Here is an 18,198-nt window from a genome sequence, read left to right as displayed (position 1 = left end):
CATCCGTTTGCTTTTACTTGTCAGGGTGTGCACCGATCCTTACAACGCGTATTCTTTTGGCACACTTTGAACGACCTCTTGAAGGAACAATAAGGCGGTAAAGCATCTAATCATGCCTCCGCCTTGTATTTTGGTTTGCTCCATAACCCTGTAAGTTGCTTCCATGCCTAATCTTCCGTAGCTATATCCGAACCTGATCGAATCTTATTATAACAAAAAAATATTCATTCTTCATGATTTGCTCGAATATTCCAGAGTTTGCGAATATCTCGACTCTCATCCCATGTATTGCCTTCTCTCAATTGACGAATGAGGGGCGCTGCGTATCGTTCTACCTTTTCGTATCCAGGCAGTCTTGTCAGGTCATCCAGAAGCGTAGGAATATATCTCTGCATCACACCCCGGTCTCCCTCATAAAAAGCCGTGTGAACATGCTCTTTAGCCAGGGGGCGCTGAAGTAAATTCAGAAAGTTGCCTGCAATGAGACGAGCTAGAGCAACGACCCCTTTTGCAACTAACGGAGACACCAAGAAACTTGGGAGTGTACGATACTCGAAACCACCATAGGACTTTACACGAAAATCCCCAAGAACTCCGTAACGTGGACGCCGCCCATCTCCCCGAGGATCCTGTAAAAAAGCAAGCGGTAGCGCTAAGTAATTATCCAGAGTGCGTAACAACTGTCCGCTTAAGGTAATCCCACTGAAATGAATATGTCCTCCAAGCGGTAAACCTCGTTGCGGCATCCCCCAGCCTGCCATATCAACGAGTGATCGGTTATGCTGCGTGAGGCTAGATTGAAGGCTCGAAGCAAATGGGTCAGCAATTCACGTGGCTCGGCGCTTGGAGATGGACGCAGCTCTGCGACAGGATAGATCCGTCGACCACCGATTGTCACTGAATCACACCCGGCAAGCCCTGAACGCTCTAGAAATCGGGAGGCAGGAACGATTTTGGATTCTGGCATCTGTACAAGCAAGAACTCTGGATCCATCCCGAGTACCGGAACGACCTGATTACGGCGTTCTTCATCCAACGCTGTCTGAAGCTCGTTCCAACCTGCACGATACAGGGTTGTGAGATCTGTCATCCCTTTCCATGGACGGGGATCAATCGAGATTACTGCACAGCCGCTCTTACCAGAGGCCTCAAGCCTAACAGAGCCATGATCTAATCCAAGCGTATACAATGTTTTGACCGCTAACCGTTCGATGCGTTTGTACAATGTGGATGCTGCGTCACGATCAAGCACACTTTCCTGCGAACTGTTCATACCACTTGTATCTTTTCGTTTAATTTTAATAGCCTGAAGACAGCATATCTCCACCTCATAACGAGCGCGTAGTCCAGACTTAAGCCTTTGCCTTTCTTGTGACGAAGCCACTTCTATGCCTACTTGTTCCAGCCGCCTGATGCGTTCACTAGAGAGCATCTCATGGTACCGCCTGACAGCCTCCTCCGCTTCCTCAAGCACATTCATCCTGTCCCCTCCCTTCAACAAGTTTTATGATAAATTTTATCGCGCTCAATAGTACATTACATTCAACGTTTATTTGACCTCTCCAAGACTCATGCTGCCAACATAATAAAAATAAAAAAAGAGGGCTTACGCCCTCTTCGTTGCCGCTTCCGGCGCATATGATACCTTAAAGTTGCAAAACAGGTACGATGAACTTACAGCTCATCGTCCAGCAGATCGGGATCGAGATCGTCATAATCTCCATCGCTGCTGCCATAGTCGTAGTCTTTATCCTCATAATCTCCACAACCGTCCGTGCACACTTTCACACAAACTTTAGTTTCAGCTACCAGCTCAACAGCGAATTCCCGTTCCACCCGGATAATTACGCTACCTCCACCTGCTGATACTGTGGCTTCCACACAACTCGGTTCCTGCGTTGATTCCGCAGATACCTCTACCGTGGAAGCCCGGTGCTTCGGATCCAGGTAAGACAGAGGCACATGTTCTACATACGACACTGTTTCTTTGGCTACATCGGTCTGCGAGTTTTTGTCATAGGAATACCAAATGTTGATATCGTAAGTACCAATAACTTCAATCCCATCTCCCGCTGATACGGCTTCATATTGGTGGTTGATAATCCAAGCCCCAAAATACTGGTCGGACCATTTGGCGGAGTCACGGTATGTGTTACGGTAGAGAACTTACGACCTTTGCCGCAGATCGCCTTCGTGATGATCTCTCTACATTGATGTTTATGACTCAATGACATCTTTAAACCTCCTCCATACAATCATTCACTACAAGTGTATGCAGGGCATCCGTCTAGGGTGACAACTATTTTCTATTATTCATTTGTAGATTGAGAACGATCCGAAATTGGTGACGGCGCTTTGTCCTTCTTCGCGATCTTAAGATACAGCGCGAGTTCGCGGCATAGCTGGAGAATTGCAGAACGAATCTCGAATTCTTCCCTTGTATCTGGCAGTTCCATACGCCTGAATTCTTCTTGCACATCTGCAAGAAGTTTTTCGGTTCGTCCAGTATAAGACTCTGTCAGAACATCCTGACTGAGCTGATCGAACAGCTCTGAAACCATCTCTGCATGAGGCATCTTCTGATATATCTGAGATACGAGATGCATCATATGCTGGATCGAGTCCAGCTGCGTTTTCCGCATATAGAAATATACACTCCATTCCTCATTAGGATGGATCACTTGATTTTCGAGCGAGCGCTTTGCTGCTTCAATACCACCGAGAACGGCCTTGTCAGCTTCAATAAGCTCCTTACCTGCCCATACTTCATTCGGATTACGAAGTGTAGCTGCAAATTCTTTGAAAATGACTGAGAACAGTTCATCGATTCGTTTGCGAATACGTAACATCTGCGGATCTGCAGCAGGCATATAAGCCAGATTAACGATCATCGCAGAACCCAGACCAATCATTAGCAGTGCGACTTGCACTAGAATAACGTGCACATCCATTTCTCCACCGCTAAATACACGGAACACGACGACAGAACCTGTCACAATGCCTTCTTTGAATCCGGCACGAACAATGACCGGAAATGCAATTAATATGTATACCGCCAATACCCAGTAATGGAAGCCGAGAAAATGAAAAAGCACACTGGCAAACAGCAAACCCACGACTGAAGCGAAGAATCGCGCCGATATCGTGCGAATACTTTTTTTTCTGGTTACATCCACGCCTAGAATAGCAAGCAATCCTGCTGATGTCGGACCAGGCAGTCCGCACCAATCCGCAATCAGAACAGCCATTAGCGCTGCAATTGCGGTTTTTATTACCCTAAAACCCATTTAACATTCCATCTCCTCTAAGCTGAAAAAAATTCATAGCCAGCTCGTCTCCCTCTGGAATTCAACGCTTGCACGCTGATAAGCGTTCAATCCCCTGTCACAACAGATCCCGCTGATGGCATGCATAACGATACAGACGATAATGTCTAGTATTACACAACTTGCAACAATCCATTGCTTTTCCCAAATAAAAACAAGGAATGATACATAACCCGGTTATAATTGAAATGACAAACGACATCAACCGACATGCACAGGCATGCCGGTCACAACAACGCGCCCTCAAGAGGACGCTGGCTAATCCATGCGACGGAACCATCAGGCTCTCTATCCCAATTGTCACCTGTATTCCGGACTGTGCGGAATATCGTAATTTTATGGTACTTGATTTTGTCTGTTCGGGCAACGTGACACCTCTTGTGAAATTGTATACATATCATTACGCAGTCTAAATAAACCTTTGAAGAGGCACTATAAGTGCGTGTTCAAAATGGTCGGTTTTCAGTACCGAGAAGATGGAATGAAGATAGAAATGGAGTAGCGGAGCGTAGGCAAAACTACGTGAGCAACGGACATTTCGGCTGAATTTCATCTTCGATGCTGAGATGCCTTCAGGCATCCATCGTAATCAAAAGCGGACTTTTTGAACAACCTCTATAACGATCTGCGTCCTGCTATTAATTTACGTTCAACATATACCACCAGTTGATACATCGCAGTGGCGACAACAGCAATAATTAATAAGCTGGACAGTACCAACGTGAAGTTAAACACCTGGAATCCATAGATAATCAGATAGCCCAGACCCTGTTTCGCAACCAAAAATTCACCTACGATTACGCCCACCCAAGCCATGCCGACATTCACTTTGAGTGTAGACACGATGGCTGGAAACGATGCAGGCAGCACCACTTTGGTGAAAATTTCAGTACGATCCCCACCAAATGTGCGAATCACTTTAACATAATTGCTATCCACCTCATTGAAGCTGTTGTACACCACAAGGGTCGTAATGATGACTGTAATGGATAACGTCGTCATCACGATGGCTGTAAAACCAGCACCAAACATCACAATAAAAATCGGCCCCAGCGCTACCTTTGGCATACTGTTGAACACAACCATATACGGATCAAGCACCTTGCAGAGAAAAGGAGACCACCAGATCAGGACAGCAAGTAGTGTTCCTACGAGCGTCCCCAGCAAAAAACCGACTGCCGTCTCCCCTACAGTAACCCCAACATGCGCCCAAATCTCCCCACTCGCAACATCCTTGCCAATCTGACTGAATATTTTACTCGGATAACTGAACAGCAATACATCAATCCAGCGCATCCTTCCTGCAAGCTCCCATAAAAGAAACATACCTACCAGCAGGGATAACTGAACCGCAAGCACCTGACGACGCCATCTCGCTACCTGCTGGATATGATTTTGATACAACTCTTTCATCCAGACCTCGCGGTTTTCCTGCTTTCGTTTTGCCTGATTCACTCGATATTCTCACCTCCTCCGGACTGTTCAAGCTCACTCCATAAAGCTTGAAAAAGTTCGTTGAATCCTTCCTGCTCCCGAGCAAAAAAAGGCTGCGCCTCCCGAATTGACGCCGGAACAACAAACTCCTTGCGGATGCGACCCGGATTACGATCAAGTACAATAATCCGATCACTTACAGCAATAGCTTCAGATAGATCATGGGTTACAAGCACTGCCGTTTTCCCTGAGTCCTTCAAAATATCAGATACCAGATCTTCCAATTGAAGCTTGGTTTGGTAATCCAACGCGGAGAATGGTTCATCCAACAGTAATAATCCAGGATCCGTCGCAAGTGTGCGTACAAGAGCAACTCTCTGTCGCATACCACCAGACAATTCGGAAGGATACTGATTCTCCGTACCCGCAAGCCCCATATCTGAGAGCAGTTCCCGCGTTCGAATTCGACTTCGATCATCCAGTCTGCCTGTAAGTTCGAGTCCAATTAGAGCATTATCCAAAATGGTCCGCCAAGGGAACAGATAGTCCTGTTGCAACATATAACCTACCTGGGAAGACGGGCCTTCAACCAGCCTTCCTTTGACGCTAACCTCACCAGCAGTCGGCGTAAGCAGACCGGCGATGATCGATAATAAAGTCGTTTTGCCACAACCACTTGGGCCTACCAGGCTGACAAATTCACCTTGATTCACGTAAAGGCTCAGATTCTCAATCACCAAGGAAGCTTCACGTTCACTGACATACACTTGCGAGATTCCTTCCAGTCGAATTACCGTTTCGGATTCAGGCATTAACGTTCACTTCCTTTCCTGAACACCTTCTTACTTCGATGCCGCAGTTTGCTCTGCAAACGCATTATCCACAATGACTTCTGCATCTACGCGCTCCTTCAGCTCTCCTGCTGCACTCATGACATCCAGTAGATTATTCCACTCATCCTCATCAATAATCGGATCAGTCGCATACGTACCTTGTTCCTTGTAACGATTCACGCTGCTGATCAGGATCGCTGGATCAATATCCTTGAAGAATGGAAGAATGACCTCGGCAATCTCTTCTGCAGTATGAGAATCAACCCATAGCTGTGCTTTGTGCAATCCATTGGTAAACTTCTGAACCACTTCTTTGTTGTCGTTAATGAAGCTTTGTTTGGTCATGAACACGGTATAGGGCAGCTTCCCACTCTCCGTTCCGAATGATGCCACGACTTTTCCGCGTCCCTCTTGTTCAAAAATAGATGCCTGTGGTTCGAACAACTGCACATAATCTCCTGTACCGGATGCAAAAGCAGACGCAATATTCGCAAAATCCACATTTTGTATCAGTTCCAGATCCTGATGTGCATTGATTCCATGTTTGCTCAAGGCAAACTCTCCTGCCATTTGCGGCATGCCGCCTTTTCTTTGTCCCAAGAAGGTGCTCTGTCTTAATTGATCCCAGTCAAAGGTATCCGCTGTATTCCGGGCAAACAGAAACGTTCCGTCGGTCTGGGTGAGCTGTGCGAAGTTAATGACCCGATCCTCAGCACCTTGCTGATACACATAGATGGACGTTTCTGCTCCCACCAGGGCGATGTCAACAGAACCAGCAAGCAATGCCGCCATCGTTTTATCACCGCCAGCCGTCGTTTGAATCTCCACCTCAAGCCCTTGTTCTTCAAAAAAACCTTGAGCCACAGCAACATATTCTGGTGCGTAGAAGACTGAACGCGTAACCTCGCCTATTGTAATTTTGGACTCATTTTTTTCTTGGTTACAGCTGGTGAGTGCAACGATGACAATGAGCAAAATAACAATCGCTCGGATGAACCAGGGCGTGTATTTCATCATATTCCCCTCCTTTTCGGGCTTCCATTGTTTCTCTACTAACCATATGCGGGAGCCCAGCAAAAGGTTAAGAAGTTGCACACAAAAGAAGAGCGAGGCTCGTTCGCCCCGCTCCTGCAGATTTCATATGGTTGTTGCCTCTGAATTACAGCTAAATTACAGCTTATATATTTCAGCGTATTTCTCTTCCAAATAATCAGCCAAATAATCAGGATTCAATTCTTCTCCCGTTACGGCCATGATCAATTCAGAAGGTGTACGAGTTCTGCCATAACGATAAATTTTGTCCGTCAACCATTCCTTGATTGGAATGAGATTACCTTCAGCGATGTGGGCATCAAATTCGGGCATCTCTTGGCGCAACGTATGTAGAATCTGTGCAGCATACATGTTACCAAGTGAATACGATGCAAAATAACCGAAATCCCCACCGGACCAGTGAACATCCTGAAGCACACCTACACCATCATTCGGCGGCGTAATCCCAAGATACTCCTTGTATTTCTCATTCCACGTTTCCGGTAGATCCTTCACTTCAAGCCCTTCATTGAACAGCATTTTCTCAATCTCATACCGGATAATAATATGCAGGTTATAGGTCAGCTCATCTGCATCAATCCGAATTAACGAACTCTCCACACGGTTAATCGCCCGATAGAAATCCTCCAGCTCAACTTCGCTAAGCTGCGGGAAATGTTGCTGTAGATCCTTGTAGTATCGTGCCCAGAAGGGACGACTACGACCAATCATATTCTCCCAAAGACGGGACTGAGATTCGTGAATCCCCATTGATGTTCCTTCTGCAAGTAGCGTGCCTGCCAGGCTATCATCAATATTTTGCTCATACAAGGCATGTCCACCTTCATGCAATGAACTGAAGACTGCACTTGCAACATCATCCTGCAAATAGTTCGTAGTGATCCGCACATCACCCGGGTTAAGCCCTGTAGCAAATGGATGAACACTCTCATCCAAACGTCCAGCTTCAAAGTCATATCCCATCTGTTCCAAAATAAACAGGCTGAATTTTTCTTGTTGCTTGGTATCAAACAACTGATTCAGGAAGGCAGTGTCAGGTTTGTGATTGGAAGCATTGATCTTCTCCTGTAGAGGAACCAGACGATCCTTAAGACGAGCGAATACCGCATCGACCTTCTCCACCGTAAGATCAGGCTCGTACATATCCAGCAACGTATCATACCGTGTATCCTTGACACCCCAGTAGTCAATAAACTCCTGCTTGAGTTTAACAATATCGGTAAGATACGGAGAAAATCCAGCAAAGTCGCTGTTATGCTTGGCATCTTCCCACGCCGTTTCTGATTTTGCCGTCAGCACAGTGTAGGCTTGAACTTTCTCCGGAGGAACGGACTGACTGCGATCGTATTCCTTTTTGCAATCTTCCACTTGGCGGCGATCAAGATCCTCAAGTTGTTGTAATACGTCAGGCTGAGTCAATGTATCGAGGTATGACTTCATTTCAACAGAAGTTTGCAGCTTGAAAGCTTCGGTTGACAACATACCAAGGGTTTCGGAGCGTGTCGGAACACCTTTCTTAGGCGCACCTGTGCGCAAATCCCAGTGAAGCAATCCAATGGCTTCATGATAACTTTTGATTTTGCGAACTAAAAGACGAAAAGATTCTAAATGTTCTAGTGTTTGTTGATCCATTGTTACGCTCACCTCTCGAAATTTAATAGTTTTCCCTATTGATGATACTTTTTGAAATGGCTATAATCAACTTTTAACAGAGGCAAATTGAATTAGGGTTGTTAAAGTGTTCGTTCAAAAAGATTGGTTTTCAGTACCGAGAAGATGGGATGAAGCTAGAAATGGAGTAGCGGAGCGTAGATCAAGCTACGTGAGCAACGGACATTTCGGGTGAATTCCATATTCGATGCTAATCATGCCGCTAGGCATACATATGTAATCAAAAGCGGACTTTTTGAACAACCTAATGAAGCCATAATGATAGATGCTGACGGTATTAGTAGTATAATGATTGAAGCAATACGGCTTAGATTAGGACAAGCTACACGTAATGTAATTGGCCGTGCTCATCGTATTTAATCACAGGAGGCAATGGATATGAACAACATTCAAGAGATTCTGGAACACAACAAAACATTTGTCGAGTCAAAAGAATACGAAAAGTATACGGCTGGTAAGTTCCCAACCAAAAAAATGGTTATCATCACATGTATGGATACCCGGTTGGTTGAATTGCTGCCCAAAGCCATGAACTTGAAAAATGGCGATGTAAAGATCATCAAAAATGCAGGCGCGATCATTTCCCAACCTTTTGGTAGTGTTATGCGTAGTGTTCTTGTCGCTCTCTATGAGCTTGGAGCCGATGAAGTTGTTGTAGTTGGTCATAAGGAATGTGGTATGGCTTCTCTTCATGCAGAAACGATGATTGGTCATATGCTCGAGCGCGGCGTATCAGAGGAAGTATTGTCTACACTTGAAAACTCTGGCATCCGCCTGAACAAGTGGCTGCGCGGGTTTGACAGTGTTGAAGAAGGGGTAAAACATACTGTGGAAGTGATTAAGAAACATCCACTACTTCCACCTAACGCACCCGTTCACGGCTTGGTAATTGACCCACATACGGGTAAACTTGACCTTGTCGCTGATGGGTATAGCGTGTAGACATCTCTCTCATATGCTTTTGGGTGCGAACCTTCCAGGTTCGCACTCTTTTTTTGTCTAAATTAAGGCAGTTTAGCTGTCAGGTTGTCAAACCATACAGTTTCAGTGTACACTTTTATGAAAGCGGTCAAAGATTACAATTGTATTGTTTTCTCTGGCTCAGCCCTAATATTAAGGAGACATGTGCATGAACATACTTTCCTACGGATTGCTCGGGCTGCTTACCCGCGAGGAGTCTTCAGGTTATGATCTGATGCTGAAAATTCAGCCACACTGGCAGGCTAAGCATAGTCAGATCTATCCCCTCCTGTCCAAGATGGAAAACGAAGAGTTATTATCTTCCCGCTGGGTGCAACAGTCTGACAAACCGGACAAAAAATGTACGCAGTTACGGACAAAGGTATTGAAAAACTGCTTGGATGGATGATCACTCCCGTTACTGCGCCCGTTACACGCGATGAATTCAATCTTCGCATATTGTGTGTCGGTATTGCAGAGGACGGAAGCATGAGACGCATCCTGAATGAGCGTAAAAACTGGTTTAACGAGCGAATACGTTATTTTGAAGATTTGAAATCTCGCATCCCTCAGGATAATTTGCGTGTGGGAAGTCGAGAGTTCGGGAGCTATATTCTCGTGCAGAAAGGCTTAATGAACGCTCAAACTGGCCTTGAATGGTGTAATTGGGTTACCCAGTTACTAGATGGTCAAGCGGCGATTCAAGACCCGATCCCAGTCATTTCGGAAAATTAAGAAAAATTTGAAACGTTTCCGTGAGTTCACCGTATTACTTGAGTAAGGCTGTATTTTATGGAGAAATCCAACAACATTAATCGGGGGGTTACGATCTTTACAATGAAGAAAAAATTCGGTATTAAACATCTTATGATGGTGTTCATGGCATTTACATTACTGTTCGCAACAGTTGGTGTGGTTAACCCAGATTCAGCCGATGCAAGACGTGGCGGCGGTTTCAAATCAGGTACGAAAAGTTATAGCAATACTCCTAAGAAATCGGATTCCAATAACAATGTAAGTCAATCGAACAGCAACAATAACTCAGGTACAGGTGCAGCTGCAACAAACCGTGGTGGATTCTTCGGCGGTGGCGGCGGATTCATGAAAGGCATGATGCTTGGTGGTTTGGCTGGATTGATGTTCGGTGGATTGTTCGGCGGCATGGGAGCTCTGGGTAATATCCTTGGATTGCTCGTAAACGTAGCTGCTATTATGTTGATTGTTATGCTTGCAATGACACTCTTCAGAAAGCTCACCAACCGTAAACCAGCGGCAGACGGACGTTATGATCGTCGTGACGATCGTGATGATGACCGCAACAGAAACGGACGGTACTAATCCCTATGGTTCTGAGCATGGATGAAATTGTGAATGCGATTTGCCTTCACATGGCAGAACGTAAAGGTGTACGACCAACTGATGTTAACGTTGAATTGAGCTGGGAGGAAGATACAGGATATTCCGCTGAAGTCTGGATTCAAGGCCGAAGTCAATTTTTGGTTGAATCCAACATGATTGAAGCAATTCTGCGTTATCTCCACAGTGAATATAATATTCGAGCTTATCGTGAAGATGTGCGACTGGATCTTGATGAAGAGATTACAGCGATTGTAAATCAACACTAATTGAGCTCAAAGCAACGAATTAAACCGCCCCCCTTTGATCTAATCAAAGGGGGCGGTTTTGTGTTAATGTCGCTTTTTACTTCAATTTCACCAGGCTGTAGTTCTTCTTCCCTTTACGGATAATGATGAACTTTCCACCGATAGCTTGCTCTGCAGAAACGTTGAATTCAAGCTCTGTTACTTTCTCACCGTTCAAAGAGATAGCACCTTTGGTAATATCCTCACGCGCTTGACGTTTCGATGGCTCTAGACCAAGATCCACCAACCAGTCAACGATATTTTTGGCTTCGCCTTCCGTTTCGAAGGTAGGCATTTCTTTGAAGCCCTGCTCGATCTCATCTGCCGTCAACGAGCGAATATCTCCACTGAACAAGGCTGCTGTAATCCGTTTAGCCTGCTCCAGCATCTCCTCACTATGAACGAATCTCGTCATTTCTTCAGCAAGTGCTTTTTGTGCTTCACGTTTATGTGGCTCTGTCTCTACTTTTTGCGCCAAGGCCTCGATCTCCTCTTTGCTCAAGAACGTGAAGTATTTCAAGTATTTCACAACATCACGATCATCCGTGTTCGCCCAGAACTGGTAGAACTCAAATGGTGTTGTTTTGTTCGGATCCAGCCAAATGGAACCACCTGCTGATTTACCGAACTTGGTGCCATCTGCTTTGAGCATAAGCGGAATCGTCAGACCGTACGCTTTAGCCTCAGAGCCTTCTTTTTTACGAATGAGATCAAGACCACTCGTGATGTTACCCCATTGATCCGAGCCGCCAATCTGCAATTGTACGTCTTCATTCTTGTACAGGTGCAGGTAATCGAGGGATTGGAGAATCTGGTAGGAAAATTCAGTGAATGAAATTCCGTCTTCGAGTCTGCTCGCCACGACGTCTTTTGCAAGCATCGTATTCAGGTTAAAGTTCTTGCCGTAGTCACGCAAAAATTCAATGACATTGATCTGGTGTGTCCAGTCATAGTTATTGACCATGCGCACCTGATTGTCGCCTTCGGTCACAAAGAGCTTTTTCAACTGTGCTGTTAATGCATTCACATTGTCTTGAACCTGTTCCAACGTCTGCAAAGAACGCTCGGACTGACGTCCACTCGGATCACCAATCGTACCTGTCGCTCCGCCAATCAAAATGACTGGACGATGTCCTGCCTGCTGGAAACGTTTGAGCATCATAAAAGGAATCAAATGCCCGATGTGCATACTGTCTCCTGTAGGATCGACACCACAGTACAAGGAGACCGACTTCGACCCAATCAGTTCACGCAGTCCTTCCTCATCCGTCTGTTGATTAATGGCTTCGCGCCATTCTAATTCATCAATAATATTCACGAATATACAACTCCTTCTCCAGTATCATAATCCTCAGCTCATGAGTTACGTGAGTCAGCAAGAAACACATCTGGGCAGCTTTTTTGGACACAAAAAAATCGCCTCCTTGTCATCTGTTGACATAGGGACGATTCATAACCGTGGTACCACCCAACTTGCACAGACATTCGAAATCGAACCTGTCTGTACCGCTTTTGGCGAAATATCGTTCGCCATCCCGCTTGGCATTACCCAAGATACTCCAGAGTGTAATTCGCAGCCCTTGTATGTATCAGGTTCCATCAACCCCTGACTTTCTGTAACAGGGACAAAGCCGCTACTGCGCTCTATCATCGTAGTTCATGTATTAGATTATAGCCAGTATAGCGGAACCTTAGAGCCAATGCAAGACCAAGTAACTTCTACCTTACATGCTTTACAATCCTATCGTTACTCACCCACAATATTTTCCAGATATTTCATTGCAAATGTGCTTTGGAAACAACGCTCGTCCATATTTTACACAAGTAGATAAGTGCTTATGCTCTTCAGCTCTGTTCAAGCTCCTGCCTTTTACCGCTCTCATGCCAACGTAGATAGACTCCACCAATCTGTTGGAAAGCTTTCTGAACATCCGCGTTCAGTTCTGCATAAATAGCTTCAGTGTATTTCAAATATGTATGTACATTATCTACTCCATGCCGTTTCATCAGTTCAACATGCGCAATCGTAAAAATAATATCTGCCAGTAACCAGTATAGAACTTCGTCCGTCTGCTTCAATCGCTTCTTCAACATAGGCATTCCTCGCTCATAGATCGTGACCATATAAGCAGTTTTGCCCACCTCTACATAAGGCACACCCTCCCATTTAAACTCTTCAAATAAACGATTAACACTACGCGCTACCTGTTCTGGCGGCAAGGATGTGCGATTGAGTAGTTCAGTTAGTGCAGCTGCAATTTCTTGTTTGTTCAGCAAATGTGACATGTTCACGCTCCTATGGCTGCCGATTTAATATACGATTGCCCTCCATTATTCAAGGCTCATCAAAGACATTGATTCACTTTTTATATCTTAACCTCCATTCGTACACTATTCCATTAAAAAAGCTGCCCTTAGGCAGCCTTAATTTTTTTCATTTTCGGAATAATCGCTAGGTATGGTGCGACGGTATCATTTTTCAAGTCTTATTGTTAGGCTTAAGTTCCGCAGAATGTCCGATAGGATGTGTCACATGTGGCCGGGACTTCGGTGTACTCTGAACGTTCAATTGAATGGTCGAATGGATTCGACAGCACCTGAACTAACTTTTCCACCAAACTAAGATCCCCGTGATTTTCCGCACGATCCAGTGCTTCCTCCACTCGATGATTCCGCGGAATGACCGCTGGATTGTGATTGCTCATCTGCTGTTGTACTTCATCTCTAGATTGAGGCTGTCTCTCCAATCTTGCCTGCCAGCGTGTATGCCACTCCTTGAATTGAGCAAGGTCAGCAAGATTAGAATGATGAGTCTTATCAAAAGTTAGAGCCAGGAAGGTATTGGTATAATCTGCTCCGGCCTGCTCCAGCGTTTCCAAGAGATCCTTCACCAATGTTTCGTCCTCCGGCTCCGCATTGAACAACCCAAGTTTGGCTCTCATGCCAGACAACCACGCTTGATGATACAGATCGGAGTATTGGGCGATGGCATCTTGGGCAATTTGCACAGCCTGATCCTCATCCTCATGTAATAACGGCAATAGCGACTCCGCTAAACGCGTTAGGTTCCATCCTGCAATGTAAGGCTGATTGCCATAGGCATACCGTCCCTGAGTATCTATTGAGCTGAACACAGTCCCAGGTTTGTATACATCCATAAAAGCACATGGTCCATAATCGATCGTCTCACCGCTTAACGTCATATTATCCGTGTTCATGACTCCATGTATAAAACCAACCAGTTGCCATTGTGCCACCAGTGTTGCCTGGCGTTTGATTACTTCCTCAAGCAGGGAGCGATAGCGATGCTCATCCAGCTTAATATACGAATAGTGACGCTCCAGCGTGTAATCTGCCAGTGCTCGTAATTCCTCTACCGTTCCCCACCTTGCAGCATACTGGAATGTACCTACACGCAAATGACTGGAAGCCACACGGGTCAAGATCGCACCTGGTCGCTCCGTTTCACGAGTAATCGTCTCTCCTGTTGATACTACAGATAGAATTCGCGTTGTTGGAATGCCTAAGGCATGCATCGCTTCACTAATAATATATTCACGAACCATCGGTCCAACAGCCGCACGTCCATCTCCTCCGCGTGAATATGGCGTTCTGCCCGATCCTTTTAGCTGAATGTCTACGCGTTCTCCGTCAGGCGTAATCTGTTCACCTAGGAGCAGTGCTCGTCCATCACCCAGCATATTGAAATTACCAAATTGATGACCTGCATATGCTTGAGCTAAGGGCTCGGCTCCTTCGGGTATGAGATTGCCCGCCAAAATCGCAGCTCCTTCATCACTCTTCAGCTCTTCTGTATTTAAACCAAGCTTCCTCGAAACTGTATCATTAAAAATGATTAAATGGGGGGATTGCACATGTCCCGCTCCCTGCTTCGTATAAAACGTCTGTGGCAATCGTGCATAACTATTATCAAAATTCCAGCCTGTCGCAAGCTTTGCTGTTGGCATGATATCACTACACTCCTTTTCCTTGAAAACAAGGTTCCTGTTGTATTATTGTTGCCTAACCAAACAATGCTCATTTATGTAGTCGCATGAAATTCATTGATCGTGAACATGGCACTCATGTTCTTGTAGAAACTGTAGCATATCTAGTTTAATTTTGCATGCTTATCCCGTAAATACAGAGCTGTTAACTATGATAAATAGTATAAAGATGAACCTGACTATCGTCCAATCACAATTATCAATAAGTAAACGATTCAACTTTTCTAACGACAACACAAAAACAGCGAATCCATAGTCTAAACCATAAATTAGCTGTTTCTGGCTTATCTTAATTAATTAATTAATTGGACAGCGGGTAGTCTGATACGATGACGTTCTCAATCCATCCATTCAAGGATGCTACAAATGCTTGATGAGCAGGATGTGGACCGTAGGCGCGCAATGCCTGCTGATCTTCAAATGTTACTCTTAAACCAATTGTATAGCCTTGAATTCGGTCTGTCTCTTCCGTCTGGTTAATCCCTGCTGTCAGTTCAACAATGCCTGGAATCTGCTCTTTTAGCGCTAATAATTGATCTACAAACTCCTGTTGCTTAGGTAATGTAGTCTGATCGTTAAAATTAAAAATAACTAAATGTTCAAACACGTTATTTTCCTCCTTTGTTTGCCTTGAAGCATAGCATGTTAGATGTTAATCGATTACAATCTAAGATGCTCAAATTGTAATTCAAACAGCAATATCATTCAAGAAAATTCCTTCTTCTCAATTTATACTATCTATAACTTACTAGAAAGAAGGTGCACCATATGACGCGTGAAGTCCGAACCGTCGTTTATGATACAGATCTACAATTGGAAGCCTATCAGTTCGAAGGTATTATGCAGAAATTCCCGAATCACTTTCATGACTATTACGTCATTGGTTTTATTGAGCAAGGCAAACGCTATCTCGCCTGCAATAACAAGGAATATATGCTGAACAGTGGTGATGTCATTATTTTCAATCCGCAGGATCCTCATGCCTGTGAAGGGGTAGACGGTAGAACACTAGACTATCGATGCATCAATATCCAACCTGACGTGATGAGAAAATATGTGCAGGAAATTACCGGACAAGACTACCTTCCCCGGTTTACAGAACCTGTGCTGTATCAGAGTGAACTCTGCACGTCGTTACATGAATTACATTTGATGATCCTGGAAGGTCAATCAGATTTTCATAAGGAAGAAGCATTGTTAATGCTATTGGATCAATTGATAAGAGATTATGCAGATGCCCTGCCTCCCTTAGGGTCACAGGATCTCACAACCGAGATCAGACGTATCTGCGAGTACATGGAAGCCCATTATATGGAGCCGATTATGCTGGATCAGTTTGTCGAGATGACGGGTCTGAGCAAATACCACCTGCTACGTTTATTCACGACCCAAAAAGGAATATCACCCTATCGCTACCTGGAAACAATTCGCATCAGTCATGCCAAGAAGCTGCTTGAACAAGGCGCACTGCCCATTGAAGTTGCTACGCGGACAGGCTTCAGTGACCAGAGTCACTTTACGAATTTTTTCAAAAAACTGATTGGGCTCACCCCCGGCAGTATAGACGCATTTTCAATCATGAAGCTAACGCCAGCGCTACGAAAGATAGCATATGATGACACATGAACGTCAGCTCTCAACTGGGCATCTACTTGCTCTATTTACAATACTCATCTGGGGAACAACATTTGTCTCTACCAAACTCCTGCTGATCGATTTCACTCCTGTGGAGATATTGTTCTTTCGTTTCGTCATCGGATATGTTGTTTTGTTGCTGCTGTATTCCAAACGTATACCCTTGGTCTCATTAACAGAAGAAATGTTATTTGCAGCCGCAGGTTTGTGCGGGGTAACGCTTTATTTTCTCATCGAAAATATTGCCTTAACATACACACTTGCATCAAATGTAGGGATCATTGTCAGCATTGCTCCATTTTTCACAGCTGTGCTTGCACACTTTTTCCTTCATGGAGAGCGTCTAAATCGCTCCTTTGTGCTAGGGTTCGCAATTGCACTATCTGGCATCATACTCATTAGCCTGAATGGCAGTTTTGTGCTGAAGCTGAATCCGATTGGAGATGTTCTCGCCTTTCTCGCCCCTATGGTCTGGGCAGTCTATTCCGTTATCATGCGCAAAATCGGCGCTTTACCCTATCATATGATCGGTGCAACACGCAAAGTCTTCTTCTATGGCTTGGTATTCATGCTGCCAACCTTGTTTATGTTTGATTTTGATCTCAATCTGATGCGGTTCGCCGACATGAACAATCTTGCCAATCTCCTGTTTCTAGGTATAGGAGCCTCTGCACTCTGCTTTGTCACTTGGAACCGAGCTGTACGGGTACTTGGTGCCGTGAAAACGAGCATTTATATTTATCTTGTTCCTGTAATCACAGTCGTTGCATCTGCACTCATTCTAGATGAAGCGCTGACTTGGGTAACCGTGCTGGGGGTTGTGCTAACCTTGGTTGGATCTTATCTATCTGAAAAAAGAAGTACCGGTCATGTGGACAGTTCAAGTCATGTAGCTGTGCAATCCACTAGTCGATCATTGTAACAGGGAAAATAGCTTGTCCAGTTCTGCTGGCTCTAAATGTCTCCATTTGCCTCGTTCCAGATGATCCAGCGTAATATTCATAATACGTACTCGCTCCAGCTTCAGCACCCTGTATCCCAGTGCTTTGCACATGCGGCGGATCTGCAAATTAAGCCCCTGTGTCAATATGATGCGAAAAACAAATTCATCCTGGCGATACACCTCGCAAGGCTTCGTAACGACATTTAAGATCTCCACACCCACCGACATGGCATGGATAAACTCTGCGGTTAGAGGCTTATCAACAGTTACGGTATACTCCTTCTCGTGATTATGCTCAGAGCGCATCATTTTGTTAACGATGTCTCCATCATTGGTTAATAAAATCAAGCCCTCTGAGGCTTTGTCGAGTCTACCCACAGCAAAAATTCGTGAGGGATAATTGACGTATTCGATGATATTGCCCGTAACACTCTCGGCAGCCGTACAGACAATGCCAATAGGCTTATTCAGTGCTATGTATACACGTTCACGCTCTTCTCTAGGAATTTCTTGTCCATCGATGAGCACGATATCACTTGGCTCAACGTCAGCACCCTTTTCACAGACTTCTCCATTGATCGTAATTCGTCCAGCTGCAATCAAGCGATCGGTTTCTCTGCGTGAACAGTAACCCGTCTCACTGATGTATTTGTTAATTCTCATGTTCCACCATCCTTTGCAATCAAAACGAAC

The 18,198-nt window shown here is 44.9% G+C and carries 14 protein-coding genes, 4 pseudogenes and 1 other annotated feature; of the genes and pseudogenes, 6 read left to right on the top strand and 12 right to left on the bottom strand.

Going from position 1 to position 18,198, the window contains the following annotated elements; all coding sequences use genetic code 11:
* Positions 1 to 224 precede the first annotated feature (224 nt).
* The 7 genes and pseudogenes from DMB88_RS31095 to DMB88_RS13115 all read right to left on the bottom strand — a co-directional run bounded on the left by DMB88_RS31095 (position 225) and on the right by DMB88_RS13115 (position 8,278).
* Positions 225 to 967 (bottom strand): annotated as a pseudogene (locus DMB88_RS31095) (hypothetical protein).
* Positions 968 to 1,674: 707 nt separating this feature from the next.
* Positions 1,675 to 2,234: pseudogene (locus DMB88_RS13140) on the bottom strand (outer spore coat protein CotE).
* Between the two features lie 75 nt (positions 2,235 to 2,309).
* Complete coding sequence (locus DMB88_RS13135; RefSeq protein ID WP_128101712.1) at positions 2,310 to 3,287, bottom strand: aromatic acid exporter family protein; 978 nt, start codon at positions 3,285 to 3,287, stop codon at positions 2,310 to 2,312.
* Positions 3,288 to 3,941: 654 nt separating this feature from the next.
* Complete coding sequence (locus DMB88_RS13130) at positions 3,942 to 4,739, bottom strand: ABC transporter permease (protein WP_128104433.1); 798 nt, start codon at positions 4,737 to 4,739, stop codon at positions 3,942 to 3,944.
* A gap of 38 nt (positions 4,740 to 4,777) precedes the next feature.
* Positions 4,778 to 5,572: an ABC transporter ATP-binding protein gene (locus tag DMB88_RS13125; protein ID WP_128101711.1), complete on the bottom strand. Its 795-nt coding sequence runs from the start codon at positions 5,570 to 5,572 to the stop codon at positions 4,778 to 4,780.
* Between the two features lie 30 nt (positions 5,573 to 5,602).
* Positions 5,603 to 6,607: an ABC transporter substrate-binding protein gene (locus DMB88_RS13120; protein ID WP_128104432.1), complete on the bottom strand. Its 1,005-nt coding sequence runs from the start codon at positions 6,605 to 6,607 to the stop codon at positions 5,603 to 5,605.
* 156 nt (positions 6,608 to 6,763) lie between these two features.
* A complete protein-coding gene (locus DMB88_RS13115) occupies positions 6,764 to 8,278 on the bottom strand; it encodes a carboxypeptidase M32 (RefSeq protein WP_128101710.1) in 1,515 nt (504 codons plus the stop codon).
* A gap of 417 nt (positions 8,279 to 8,695) precedes the next feature.
* Here DMB88_RS13115 and DMB88_RS13110 point away from each other — a divergent pair, with 417 nt between their 5' ends.
* From DMB88_RS13110 to DMB88_RS13095, 4 genes and pseudogenes are all read left to right on the top strand, one after another.
* On the top strand, positions 8,696 to 9,259 hold the full coding sequence (locus tag DMB88_RS13110; RefSeq protein WP_128101709.1) for a beta-class carbonic anhydrase: 564 nt from the start codon (positions 8,696 to 8,698) through the stop codon (positions 9,257 to 9,259).
* A gap of 187 nt (positions 9,260 to 9,446) precedes the next feature.
* Positions 9,447 to 10,012: pseudogene (locus DMB88_RS13105) on the top strand (PadR family transcriptional regulator).
* Positions 10,013 to 10,114: 102 nt separating this feature from the next.
* Positions 10,115 to 10,615 (top strand): hypothetical protein, encoded by a 501-nt coding sequence (locus DMB88_RS13100; RefSeq protein ID WP_128101708.1) that lies wholly within the window; start codon positions 10,115 to 10,117, stop codon positions 10,613 to 10,615.
* Positions 10,616 to 10,620: 5 nt separating this feature from the next.
* The gene (locus DMB88_RS13095; RefSeq protein WP_128101707.1) at positions 10,621 to 10,902 is read left to right on the top strand and encodes a YxcD family protein; all 282 of its coding nucleotides are present in this window, start codon (positions 10,621 to 10,623) and stop codon (positions 10,900 to 10,902) included.
* 76 nt (positions 10,903 to 10,978) lie between these two features.
* Here DMB88_RS13095 and tyrS read toward each other — a convergent pair whose 3' ends face one another.
* The 4 genes from tyrS to DMB88_RS13075 all read right to left on the bottom strand — a co-directional run bounded on the left by tyrS (position 10,979) and on the right by DMB88_RS13075 (position 15,534).
* Positions 10,979 to 12,238, bottom strand: a complete 1,260-nt coding sequence (gene tyrS / locus DMB88_RS13090; RefSeq protein ID WP_128101706.1) for a tyrosine--tRNA ligase — start codon at positions 12,236 to 12,238, stop codon at positions 10,979 to 10,981.
* 120 nt (positions 12,239 to 12,358) lie between these two features.
* Positions 12,359 to 12,580, bottom strand: a binding site (T-box leader).
* Between the two features lie 185 nt (positions 12,581 to 12,765).
* Positions 12,766 to 13,206 (bottom strand): Imm63 family immunity protein, encoded by a 441-nt coding sequence (locus DMB88_RS13085; protein WP_128101705.1) that lies wholly within the window; start codon positions 13,204 to 13,206, stop codon positions 12,766 to 12,768.
* A 212-nt stretch (positions 13,207 to 13,418) separates the two neighbouring features.
* Positions 13,419 to 14,888, bottom strand: a complete 1,470-nt coding sequence (locus DMB88_RS13080) for a protein adenylyltransferase SelO (RefSeq protein WP_128101704.1) — start codon at positions 14,886 to 14,888, stop codon at positions 13,419 to 13,421.
* 340 nt (positions 14,889 to 15,228) lie between these two features.
* On the bottom strand, positions 15,229 to 15,534 hold the full coding sequence (locus tag DMB88_RS13075) for a Dabb family protein (protein ID WP_128101703.1): 306 nt from the start codon (positions 15,532 to 15,534) through the stop codon (positions 15,229 to 15,231).
* Positions 15,535 to 15,695: 161 nt separating this feature from the next.
* Here DMB88_RS13075 and DMB88_RS13070 point away from each other — a divergent pair.
* A pseudogene (locus DMB88_RS13070) lies at positions 15,696 to 16,543 on the top strand (AraC family ligand binding domain-containing protein).
* Positions 16,543 to 17,484, top strand: a complete 942-nt coding sequence (locus DMB88_RS13065) for a DMT family transporter (RefSeq protein WP_128104431.1) — start codon at positions 16,543 to 16,545, stop codon at positions 17,482 to 17,484. Before DMB88_RS13070 ends, DMB88_RS13065 begins: the two are co-directional and overlap by 1 nt.
* Here the strand turns inward: DMB88_RS13065 and DMB88_RS13060 are convergent.
* Complete coding sequence (locus tag DMB88_RS13060) at positions 17,476 to 18,168, bottom strand: pseudouridine synthase (protein WP_128101701.1); 693 nt, start codon at positions 18,166 to 18,168, stop codon at positions 17,476 to 17,478. The two genes, DMB88_RS13065 and DMB88_RS13060, sit on opposite strands and share 9 nt — an antisense overlap.
* Positions 18,169 to 18,198 lie beyond the last annotated feature (30 nt).

The sequence above is a fragment of the Paenibacillus sp. DCT19 genome, assembly GCF_003268635.1.
Classification (GTDB): domain Bacteria; phylum Bacillota; class Bacilli; order Paenibacillales; family Paenibacillaceae; genus Paenibacillus.
Note: the sequence above shows the minus strand (reverse complement) of the source record. Positions and strands in the feature narration are given on the sequence as shown.